This window comes from Clostridium sp. CTA-5 (genome assembly GCF_054768135.1).
Genome location: NZ_BAAAAT010000004.1, coordinates 1 through 11,876 on the forward strand (window position 1 = coordinate 1; position 11,876 = coordinate 11,876).

Sequence of the window (11,876 nt, forward strand, 5' to 3'; positions counted from 1 at the left end):
AGATGATTACTGTATAAATAATTCCTATACTTAAAATTCCTTTTACTATAGTCTTAGCATTCATTTTTCCTAACTTTAAATTCATACAACTGTTCCTCCTTTTAGAGAATTCTATGATTGAGTATTAATAATTTTTAAAACAAGACCATCTATTAAATATATATGCTTTAGCTTCTAAAAATCTAAAATTAAAAAAAAGAAAAGAATAAAAAAAGAAAAAAATTTTAGAAGTTTAGAATTTAAGAACTTAAGAATTTGCTTGCATAATGCGACTTAACAAGATTTTTAATTTATAATTTTATTATTTTTTATGTATTTTTAAAAATAAAACCATATATCCTATTTAACAATTAATTGTTAAATAAATTTTTAGGAGTGGATAGAAAAATGGTTAGTGATAAAATTAAAGTTTGTTCAGAAAATAGTGAGTGCTTTGATAAAAAGCAAATAGCATTAGCAATAAGAAATGCAACATTTGAAGATCGTTTAGGGTGTTCTTTACTTGAAGAATGTGTTATAAGAGATTGTGAAGGATGTTCGTTAAAATTTATATGTGATGGAATTGATGAGCTATCAAAAGATTATATTGATCATACAACTACAGTAGTAACTACATTTAAATTTGATTAAGATTTTATTTTAAATTAGAGTATATTAAGAAATCCAAGGTTAAAAATAAACCTTGGATTTTAATTTACATGTTCAATTTTTGGAGTAAGGTTACATATATATTTATTAATTTTTTTTAGAGCATTAGTCTTTCTATTAACAGCAGTAGAGTAGCACATATCTTTTAAATCAGAGTAAAGTTTAATTGTATTATTTTTAAAGAAAACAAAATCTATAAGTTCTTTTTCCTCTTCACTTAAATTATTAATGGCCAATTTTAAAGTTTCAAAATTGCATTTATCACAGAGTATTTCTTCTAAATTAGGATTATTAGATGGTAATGTATGTTCTAAATTATCACATAAGGTAAGAGCTTCATATCCCTCAGCAGAACTTCTGTTTTTAGATCTTTTTATAAGATCATTTATATTATTTTTAATGCCATTGGTAGCATAAGCTACAAATCTATGTTTTTCTAAGTTATATGAGTTTAAGCATTTAAGTAGATTTTTATAACATTCATGCTGTATATCATATAAATCATATCCATCTATAAAGGTTCTCTTTGAAAGATTTAATATAAAAGGTCTAAACTCTTCTATAAGTTTTTCTTTAGATAATTTATCTCCATCTTTAGATTTTCTAACTAAATCCTCAATATATTTATAATCCATATAACCCTCCTTGAAATTATTAAAAAATATATTTGAATATCTACATATAGTGTTTTGATAAAAAATATTTCTATATATAGTATATATGTATTTAAAACCATATATCTTAGGCGAATATAAAATTAATTTAGATGAAGCATGATTTTATATGAAATGTATTTTATTTAAGTATTGGAGGGGAATGAAAATGAGCAATTTTGTAATAGCAGTAGGTCATACTGCAAGTGGAAATATTGGATGTGGAGTAGTTGCAAGAATTGATGAAAGTGTATGCACTAGAGAAATAGGAGCGTTAGTTGCTGATTATTTAAAGGATAGAGGTCATGTTGTTAATTTACTTAGGATAGATAAGAGTAATAGTTATAATTTTGAGGACTGTTATGTAAGAGCAGATCAAGCTAATCATATAGCTAAAGATTCAAATGTAGACTTTTATGTAGAAATTCATATTAATATGAAATCATAAAGTTTTTGAAGACTAAAAGATTGAATAAATTTAGTTTAGAATTTCTATTGATGTAAGTCATAATAAGAAAAATAAAAAATGGATTTGAAGAGAATAGCAAATAAACATCTTAAATATATGTAAAATAATTAATAAATATGAAAATATTATATCATATGTTAATTAATGCTATAATAACAAAGAGACTTCAAACTTTAATAAGATTTATATATACCTAAGATTTTATAAACTACATAGAAACATTTAGTAGTTAGAGTATGTGAAGAGCTAATTAATAAAATAAACTAGAAATTTAATTTTAATACTAGGAGGAAAAATTTTTGAGATTTTTAATTAATGCAGATATTATAGAAAAAAGATTGCCTAATAAAAGCAATTATAATTATGAAATATATTCTATGATAATGAACAATGTAAGTCCGAATATTTCCAAAGAATTTCATAAGAAAAATAAAAGTTTTAGATTAATAACATATAGCAATGCTCATATAAAAGAAGATAAGGTACATTTTTATATTGCAGCAAGAGATGACATAGCAGAATGTTTAATAAAGTATTTATCAGCTAATCTGATAGTTAGGCTTGGGGATATGGTTATAAAAATAACTAAAATATTACCTATGGAAAATTTAAAGAAGAGAGAAAAATATTTATTTAAAACAAGCTTAATAGTAAATGTATCAAAAGAAAATAAATGTGTTTTAAGTGACGAATTTGATTATATAGAGAAAAGATTAAAGAATATAGCAATTAGTAAAGCACAAAAATGTGGCATAGATAAAAAGTGTATTGAGTTTGAAATAATAAATCCTACTCATAAGATAAACAAGTACAAAGATGGTCATGTGAATAGTTGGAAGTGTTTTTTGAAAGTAGTTGGAGATTATGAATTAATTAATTTCTTATATTCAATTTCTGGAGTAGGTGAAAATACAGCTACTGGACATGGCTTATTGTGGGAGGTGATATAGTGAAGCAACAAATGAAAGTATATCATTCGTCTAATGAAATCGAAGATATTTGTACAGTAATAGGATTATGTCAATTGTTAGAGATGAATGAAATAAGTTTTAGTACTAAAAAATTAGAAGAATATTATTTAATATCACACGAAACTTTTAACTATGAAGATGCAATATATATACCTATAGAGGAAAAACATTGTTATACATGTAATAGTTCTTCAAATAAAACTGAAAAACTTAAAACTATAAATGGAGTAAATAATTTTTTCGAGAAAAATATAGGGTTAACACTTCAATATTTTTCAACTAATAATGAAAAATTATTAAAAGGAATGAAAAAACAAGGAAGTGTATGTAACGGAAGTTTTTTTAACACTAAAGGCATAAGGGCTTCAACATCTCCTGGAGCATTAACTATTAGCTCTATGAAAAGATCAATAACTTTTTTAGGATGGATCAATGGAACAAATTATATAACAAATGATGATGTTGAAATTAATGCTATTCTTATTCCAAATAAAGCTAGTAGAATTTTAAGACCCTATGAATATAAATATCCAGTTAAAGAAACAAATGAAATGAACGTTAAAACATATTGTGATAAAAGAGAAAAAAGGTCAGATATCATTATGATTTCAGAAATTTATGCTAATACTGCTGCAGAATATCTATCATATTTAGAAAATAGTGATGGATATGAAATAGAAAGTGTTTTGTTTATGGTATTAACAAAATCAGCAAAAAAGCCATTGCCTAATAAGTATTTTAAGTTGCCAGTATATAACTGGAGTATAGAATTGTATAAAAAATTTTCTAATATTTTAGGTATGTCATATATAGATTATGATGTTAGAGATATAACAGCAAGATTTATTTTAAAACCTAATTTAAGTAATTTTCATAAGCTTATTCATATATTTTCTAAGAAAAATCAACTTTTAGAACTAAAATTTAAGGAGGATATTATAAGTATGTATAACAATAAGGTTCAAGAAATCCATAATAATGAAACAGTTAAAAGACTTGGTAAAGGGTTGAATTATCTTCTATATAAGAAGAAAGGTTTTGAAATTCTTACTAGATTATACACTGTTAGAAATCCAGAAAGTTTAGCTATTAGGATAAGAGAGATAGAAGATCAATATATTAGGGTAACTTCTAATCCTGTCATCAATAATGAAGAACTTATAAGTTTAATTAATTTAATAAATACACCAAAGGAAGCAGCAATTTGTGCAAATGCAATAATAAGCTATGCTAGAGTTTTTTATGCAAAGAAAAAAGATGCTTCAAGTAATCCAAGTGAATCTCAAAAAGATGATTCTAATAATGAAGTAGATATTAAGAAAGAGCAAAAAGGATATGAAGAGGCAGAAAATATAGCAGATAAAATATCAATAGATTTATAATTGGGAGGGATTTGTTATGAATAAATTAGCAATAATGTTATTAGTAACACTAGAAGGAGAGGCTTTAAATAATGAAGGTAACATAGGAAATACTATGCAACCAAGACAAATAGAGTTAAGTGATGGTAGTGTGAGAAATGCTATTTCAGGAGAAATGTTAAAGCATTTTCATTCAAGAAATCTTAGACTGCTAGCTGAGGAGATTGAATTATGTGAAACTTGTAAGATCTTTAGTCCAATGAAAAATGGAAAGGTTAAGGAGAAGGATAAAGATTTAAGTGAATGTGGTAATAGAGTAAGAGAATGCGTAGTAGATGATGTTGAAGGATTTATGAATGCTGGTAAAGGAAGTAATGAAAAGAGAAGTAGTTGTATTAAATTTAGTTGGGCGATAGCTAGAGGGGAAAATGATTATCAAAGCATGTTGCATAATAGAGTTGATCCAACAGATAAAAATAATAAAACTAAAAGTCAACAAATTGCAGATGATGGGGAAAGTATAGATACTACCTCTAATGCTAATACAAATAAAAGTCAAAATACACAAATGATATTTTATAGACCAATAAGAAGTAATGAGTATGCATTAACTATTCAAATAGATTTAGATAGAATTGGCTTTGATGATGAAAAGTTAAAGGATGCGGTTTCAGAAGAAATCAAAAAAAGAAGACAAAGTATGTGCTTGAAAGCTTTTAAAAATATGTTTTTAGATATAGAAGGTGCTTTATGTTCAACAAGATTACCTCATCTTAGAGACATTCAAGGAATTATTGTTAATAAAACTAATAAAAATGAAGTATTATCTAAATATTCTGCATTAAATGATGATTTTATAGAAAAAAATAAAGAGATTTCAACTAATAGTACTGAGTTTAAAAATATAGAAGACTTTGCAAAATGTTTAGATAAGTTTATTGAAGATGTTGAAAAATAATTAAGAAGGAATGATTTATAAGTATGTATAAGGTAACTTATGGAACATCTAATCTATTTACCCTTAAAAAATATGAAAATAGTAATTTAAACTGTCAAAGTTATGAGTATCCGACAATATATGCAGTGAGAAGTGCAATATTAGGTGCTATTATTCAAGTTGATGGAATAGAAAAAGCAAAAGAATTATTTCATAAAGTTAAAAATGCAATTATTTATATTCAATATCCTAATGAATTTAAAATAAATGGTTGCAGAATTAAAAGATTTGCTAATAGTTTTTATGATTTAAAAGATGAACAGAAAATAGATAGAGATTACTTAATATCAAAGAATTTTTGCACTTCTATGGGGTTTAGAGAGTATGTTTATTTAAAAGAAATAGTGTTCTATATTGATAATTCAATTTCTGATATTGAATTATACCTAAAAAATATTGATTGGTTAGGTACTGCAGAAAGCTTAGTATATTTGGAATCAATAAAAGAAACTAATAAATTAGATAGGATTTTAAAAGTTGAAAGTAACATCAATTGTAGAAAATATGAACAGTATGATTGGAGTAGTAAGGTTAAATTTGAAAATGTATATATGTTTTCAGATAAATATAATAAGAGGCAGCAAGTTAAGTTAATATGCTCTATTAATAATATAGAAATGTAGAGGATTTATATTAATGTATTCAAATTATTTTGAGATTTTAAAATTTAAAAATCCTAGAGAGATACAAGTTGATGTTAAAAAAGTTATAGAAGATAATAAGGAAAATAATGTACTTGTTATAGCAGGATGTGGAAGTGGTAAAACAGAAATTGGAAATTATTTTCTTTTAAATAAAAATGGAAAAAGGTCAATTTTTATTGAGCCAATGAGAACTTTAGCTACTTCTATTCAAAAAAGATTGGATGAATATAATAAAGAATTAAATATAGAAGAAAATTGGACTATTCAGCATTCAAGTAATCAAGAGGATAGATATTTAGAAAATAAATATGTGGTTACAACAATAGATCAAGTATTAGCTGGTTGGCTAGGAATTGGTAGACACGCATTTATAAAAGGCAAGAATGTTTTACTATCTAATTTTGTATTTGATGAAGTTCAATTGTTTCAACCAGACAAAACATTATTAACAACAATAAATTTTTTAGATAGTATTAAGAAATCAGGTAATAAGTTCTTAATTATGACTGCAACAATGCCAAAATATTTAATAAATTTTTTGAGTAAAAGATATGATATGAAAGTAGTTATAGCTGAGAAAGAAGAAATAAAAGATAGAAAAATATATGTAAATTTTAAAGAAAGTTTAGATTTTTCTAAGATAAATGGTATTAAAGATAGACAAATAATAATATGCAATACTCAAAGCCAACAAGAGCATGTTTATAACGAAATTAAGGATAAAGAAAGATGTATTATTTTAAATAGTAAATTTTTAAGTACAGATAGAAAAAATATAGAAAGTGAATTAGACAGATATTTTAGTAAAAAGTCTAAAGCAAATAATAAAATATTAATTGCTACAAGTATTGTTGAAGTTGGATTAGATATATCTTGTAAATATTTATATTCATATGGATGTCCTATAGATAAATTTATTCAAAGATGTGGTAGATGTGCAAGATGGGGTGGAACAGGATTTGTTAAAATAATACAAAATGATGATAATCTTTTTGATGAAGAGGTAGTAAAGAAAACTTTAGAATTTTTTAAGAAGAGGCCTGATTTAAACTTTATATGGGAAATACAAAAAGATGCAGTTTCAGAAATATTAGATGAGTTTTATAGAGATGCAATTAATGAAGTTGCTATAAGAAAAAATAAAATAAAGCTAGCTAATGGTAGTTTAAAAGATCTTGTTAGAGAAATATATAGCTGTAATATAATAATTGATAATAATATTAGTACGGAGATTTCTAATATTAATAGTTTTAATAGACAAAGCATTAGTATCTCTTTACCTGTATTAAAGAAATTATCAAAAACTAACAAGTTATTTATTTTAAATAAAAATATAATAGAAAAAACATCGTACTCTGATAAATTAGTAAGTGAAACAGTTATAATTAAAGGAAATGATTGTGTATATGATAAAGTTGGTTTTAGATATAAAGAAGGTGAGCAGACATCAACCTTTAAATATTTTAATGAAATAAAAGATAAATATAATATGGATTTTGTTAATTATAAAAATGAAACTTGGATAACCCATGCAACTATAGTAAAAGCTTTAGTAAAACAAAAAATATTAAATAATAAATTTTCTAATTATATTATGGATAATTGTGAAAAAATCAGTTTGATAAGTGGATTACATGATATAGGTAAATTGGATGAAGTTTGGCAAGGAAAACAATGGGCACAAGCAGGTTCAATACCATTAGCTCATTTTCCTTTTAGAACATCAAATCCTAATATATTTAAAAATAGGAATCATAAATTTATTGGTGCAATACTACTTAAAAATTTTTGTAATGATGATTTACTATTTAATATTCCGATTCAACATCATGGAAGAATTATTTCTGATAAACATGATATAGAAGTTTGTGATTTTAAATTGCACAAAAACTATAAATTATGCTTATATGAGTTAGGTTTTATTGAAAACATAGAAGAAGAGGGGCATAATTTGAAAATTAATTATAAGCAAATACTATCACCTAAAAATGATAATTGGAATGACTTTTTATATGTTATAGGTATTTTGATGGAAGCTGATATTGAAGCAATAAATCTATTTCACAAATAAAAAATTATATAAAATTTTTGCAGTAAACTTATAATAATGATTTTGCAAAAAAATAAAAAATATATTGTAATAAAGATAAATTAAGGTTTTCATTATGATTTTATAAAAAATAGGTTTACTGCAAAAAACATCAAATACACAAAGAAATATTTTGTCAAGTGAATAACTAATATAGAAAACCAAAGATTTATGAAGATTTTTAGGGTTAATGTTTAATAATGTATTATTTAAAGTTTACCAATGTTTCGGAGTAAGGTTTTACTCTTTCTTCGTTAATGTTTAATAATGTATTATTTAAAGTTTAAAGCAGCATTAGAAACGGTTAATATCATTAAGAGTTAATGTTTAATAATGTATTATTTAAAGTACATTTTTAAAGTATCAGTAGTCGATTTCGACTCTTGTTAATGTTTAATAATGTATTATTTAAAGAATCTAAAATCTAATATTGTACTTTTCTTAAATTCCGTTAATGTTTAATAATGTATTATTTAAAGTTAAATGGTTATAACCCTGTTATGAATGATGAAACATGTTAATGTTTAATAATGTATTATTTAAAGAATATTTATATGATACTTTTGAGTCGGTAATATATCGTTAATGTTTAATAATGTATTATTTAAAGCAAGATCTTCGATGTGAACAAGAAATTCTAGGAGCAAGTTAATGTTTAATAATGTATTATTTAAAGACCATAATACCAAGTACAGTACAACCGACTGGTACTAGTTAATGTTTAATAATGTATTATTTAAAGTAAATTCTTCTTTTGTAACATTAGCTTTAAGCTGTGTTAATGTTTAATAATGTATTATTTAAAGTTAGGACAAATAGTTTCAATTTGATCTGAAGAAAATGTTAATGTTTAATAATGTATTATTTAAAGATGAAGGCAGCTTGGGACAAAGAAGGAAAAGCAACAAGTTTAATAATGTATTATTTAAAGCCTAAGCTCCTACTTTACTTGCTGATGTATATTTAGGGTTAATGTTTAATAATGTATTATTTAAAGCAATAAGGATTTCCTTCACTTTCTATTGCGATAATTGGTTAATGTTTAATAATGTATTATTTAAAGTTTGATATTCGAATACCTAAACATTTATCATTATATAAGTTAATGTTTAATAATGTATTATTTAAAGGATTCAGATAAGTATACAAAGATGATAGAAGAATTAGTTAATGTTTAATAATGTATTATTTAAAGAACTTTCCTTCTAAAGTTATTTCTTTAGATACAACTTGTTAATGTTTAATAAAGTATTATTTAAAGTTTTCATTTACTTTGTTAAGTAAAGCCAATGACTTATATTAATGTTTAATAATGTATTATTTAAAGTGATCTGTAGTTATAGAAACTGTTATTAAATCACATGGTTAATATTTAATAAAGTATTATTTAAAGTTAAGTTCCATTAATGTTGTTTTTAATAAACCAAGTGTTAATGTTTAATAATGTATTATTTAAAGTAAAATAATTAACACACTTATCTTTAGCAGGAATAAAGTTAATGTTTAATAATGTATTATTTAAAGATAGTAGTTACATTTAAAAATACTTCTATATCATTAGTTAATGTTTAATAATGTATTATTTAAAGTTTTTTTTTCATTAAAATCCGTTGTTCTTGATTCAAAGTTAATGTTTAATAATGTATTATTTAAAGTTGACAAGTGTTTGAATATTTGCTAAATTTGCATTTAGTTAATGTTTAATAATGTATTATTTAAAGTAAATTCTTCTTTTGTAACATTAGCTTTAAGCTGTGTTAATGTTTAATAATGTATTATTTAAAGGAAAAGTGTGTAAACAATAATGGATCTGGCGCTAAAAGTTAATGTTTAATAATGTATTATTTAAAGTTAACTTATAAGAAATGCACTAAGGCTATGTCACTTGTTAATATTTAATAATGTATTATAACTTTATCATGTTCTCAAAACTATAAAGAAAATATATTTTATTACAGAGCTATAAAGACCAAAAAAATTAAATCTTGGTCTTTATATTTAAGAAATATTTCTAGCAATTTTAAGATTATAATGAAACTAAATAATAGTATTTTAGATTTATTTTTTGTCAACGATTTGTCAACGCCAAATAAATTTTTGAGCGTAATAATAAAAGTAATGTAGTGTTAACAAAATTTACATAATAGCTGAAACACTAGTAAAATCAATGTATTACAATGACAGATAGTTATTTAAAATGTAAATATTATTTGCATATTTTATATGGGTAACAACCCAATGGTAGGGGCTACTGTTGCAGTTGCTGTTGCTGTTGAAGAAGGTATGAATAAGTAATTGATATTACTGGGTTTTACAAGATTTTAAATAAGTAAATATTTAAAATAATATATAGCACACATCATATTTTTTAAAATTTGAAATATGACGTGTGCTATTTTCACGTCTATTTTTGGAGGGATTTTATGAAAAAATTAAAGATGAACTACAAGAATGATAAAACTTTTAAAGAGGGTTTTGAAGAGTTTATTTTAAAATTTAATATGAATCAAAGGGGGACAAAATTTGGAATTGGTTACATATATATGGAATGTCTTGAATAGAATGTTGAACGACGTTGAAAAGACGGTCGATAATAAAATACTTCAAATAATACTTGTTTACTGGATTCTTTTTTTTAGTAATTGGAATAACTGTATTTATTTTCAGATTGGCTATTTATCTAATATATGAAGAAATAAGCAATACATATAGAAAATACAATCATTCCAAGAATATTATCCTCATAAGGTGGGAGATAGAGTTAAAAGTATTTTTTGAAAGGATGTATTTTAATCTTAAAATATATAAACGCGTTGTGCTAATTTTTATATTCCAAATTCTTGTAATATAAAAATGCGCAGAATATCCCTGATTAAAATTAACTAAATTTTAACCAAATATTAGATGTTTAATTTGCTCTACATGTAGAGTATTTCCTATAAGTGTATTTAATACAAATGATAGATTATGAGCAAGTATTTTCAGAGTAATTCTGAGCATTAGTCCCCATTTTGACTTAGCTAAAACTCTATTAATATTAAATTGTTCAGCTAATTGAGAAAAACTAGTTTCAACTCTCCGACGCGCTTTTGACAAAGCGTTTCGAAGCTGTTTTTCTAATGGATTTCTGCTATTTTTTCTCTTTAATGATAAGAATAAAATTTCTTTTTCTTTAGCTAATGATTTTTTTAGTTCATCACTAATATAACCTTTATCAGCTAAGATTTTTATAGAAGTATTTGTTTGAATAAGTTCAAAGACAGCATCTCTATCATCAAGATTAGCAGTAGTTAAAAGAAAATCTGTTATAAATCCATCAGTGGTAACTAATGCATGAAGTTTTAATCCAAAATAAGTTTCTTTTTTTGAAGCACAATAACTATAAGTTGATATATCCTTGAATACTTTGTTAAAGTAAGCTCTTCCAAATTTACATACTGGAATAGGCATACTATCAATAATTCTAGTATCGTCATCTTTAAATATTGGTAAACTTGAAAAATATTTTTGAATTTCTAAAATTACTTTGTATAAATTTCTTTTAGTTTTGTTAAACCTCGTTCTATCACAAATATTAGGGAATAAATCTGAAAAGTTCTTTTTAATGAAATAAAACCAAGCTTTTTCAGAATCGATTGTAAGGGCTTCGTCTACGATACTAATTGTAATTATTTCAGAATCTGAAAGCTTAGATTCTGAAATATTTCTTCTATTTTTTATAGAATTAGGTATTATTTCGTTGTAAACATCATCAATTAACACAAAAGAAACTGTAAAAAAGTCTTTTAAATTATCAATTTTTTCAGTATTATAATAAGTGAACTCTAACATTTTAATCATCTCCTTATTATACTTTTGTTGTTAAGTTAATTATAATTTGGATGATTAAATTTTGTTAGAGTTTTTTTATTAAATTTTAACTAGCACAACGCGTTAATATATTTACAATCAGTTCAAGCAACTGATACCACATAAATTAAAATTTTTTAATCAGAAAATGGTAGCCAAGATTTGCGGTCATGGGCTACTATTTTGTATGTTTTT

The 11,876-nt window shown here is 24.0% G+C and carries 10 protein-coding genes, 1 pseudogene and 1 CRISPR repeat array; of the genes and pseudogenes, 9 read left to right on the plus strand and 2 right to left on the minus strand.

The window, feature by feature from the left end; genetic code table 11:
* Window positions 1–387: 387 nt before the first annotated feature.
* Window positions 388–630, plus strand: a complete 243-nt coding sequence (locus tag ACYUET_RS09635; protein WP_460278807.1) for a hypothetical protein — start codon at window positions 388–390, stop codon at window positions 628–630.
* Between the two features lie 59 nt (window positions 631–689).
* On the opposite strand, the gene ACYUET_RS09640 is transcribed toward ACYUET_RS09635, so the two are convergent.
* Window positions 690–1,283, minus strand: coding sequence for a sigma-70 family RNA polymerase sigma factor (locus ACYUET_RS09640; RefSeq protein WP_460279138.1), 594 nt, complete (start codon window positions 1,281–1,283; stop codon window positions 690–692).
* Window positions 1,284–1,470: 187 nt separating this feature from the next.
* Between ACYUET_RS09640 and ACYUET_RS09645 the strand changes: the two are divergent.
* The 8 genes and pseudogenes from ACYUET_RS09645 to ACYUET_RS09680 all read left to right on the plus strand — a co-directional run.
* Window positions 1,471–1,737 (plus strand): annotated as a pseudogene (locus ACYUET_RS09645) (N-acetylmuramoyl-L-alanine amidase); the annotation flags it as partial.
* Between the two features lie 332 nt (window positions 1,738–2,069).
* Window positions 2,070–2,720, plus strand: a complete 651-nt coding sequence (locus ACYUET_RS09650; protein WP_460279140.1) for a CRISPR-associated endoribonuclease Cas6 — start codon at window positions 2,070–2,072, stop codon at window positions 2,718–2,720.
* Window positions 2,720–4,123: a hypothetical protein gene (locus tag ACYUET_RS09655; protein WP_460279141.1), complete on the plus strand. Its 1,404-nt coding sequence runs from the start codon at window positions 2,720–2,722 to the stop codon at window positions 4,121–4,123. The genes ACYUET_RS09650 and ACYUET_RS09655 overlap by 1 nt, the downstream gene beginning before the upstream one ends.
* A 16-nt stretch (window positions 4,124–4,139) precedes the next feature.
* Window positions 4,140–5,060, plus strand: coding sequence for a DevR family CRISPR-associated autoregulator (locus ACYUET_RS09660; RefSeq protein ID WP_460279142.1), 921 nt, complete (start codon window positions 4,140–4,142; stop codon window positions 5,058–5,060).
* 23 nt (window positions 5,061–5,083) lie between these two features.
* Window positions 5,084–5,722 (plus strand): hypothetical protein, encoded by a 639-nt coding sequence (locus ACYUET_RS09665; RefSeq protein WP_460279144.1) that lies wholly within the window; start codon window positions 5,084–5,086, stop codon window positions 5,720–5,722.
* A gap of 13 nt (window positions 5,723–5,735) precedes the next feature.
* Window positions 5,736–7,814, plus strand: a complete 2,079-nt coding sequence (cas3, locus tag ACYUET_RS09670) for a CRISPR-associated helicase Cas3' (protein ID WP_460279146.1) — start codon at window positions 5,736–5,738, stop codon at window positions 7,812–7,814.
* 204 nt (window positions 7,815–8,018) lie between these two features.
* Window positions 8,019–9,683: direct repeats of the CRISPR family, unit length 29 nt; unit sequence GTTAATGTTTAATAATGTATTATTTAAAG.
* A gap of 357 nt (window positions 9,684–10,040) precedes the next feature.
* Window positions 10,041–10,127: a GGGtGRT protein gene (locus ACYUET_RS09675; protein ID WP_460279477.1), complete on the plus strand. Its 87-nt coding sequence runs from the start codon at window positions 10,041–10,043 to the stop codon at window positions 10,125–10,127.
* A gap of 128 nt (window positions 10,128–10,255) precedes the next feature.
* Window positions 10,256–10,393 (plus strand): hypothetical protein, encoded by a 138-nt coding sequence (locus tag ACYUET_RS09680; protein ID WP_460279148.1) that lies wholly within the window; start codon window positions 10,256–10,258, stop codon window positions 10,391–10,393.
* Between the two features lie 328 nt (window positions 10,394–10,721).
* Here the strand turns inward: ACYUET_RS09680 and ACYUET_RS09685 are convergent, their stop codons facing one another.
* Window positions 10,722–11,663, minus strand: coding sequence for an IS982 family transposase (locus ACYUET_RS09685; RefSeq protein WP_460279149.1), 942 nt, complete (start codon window positions 11,661–11,663; stop codon window positions 10,722–10,724).
* Window positions 11,664–11,876 lie beyond the last annotated feature (213 nt).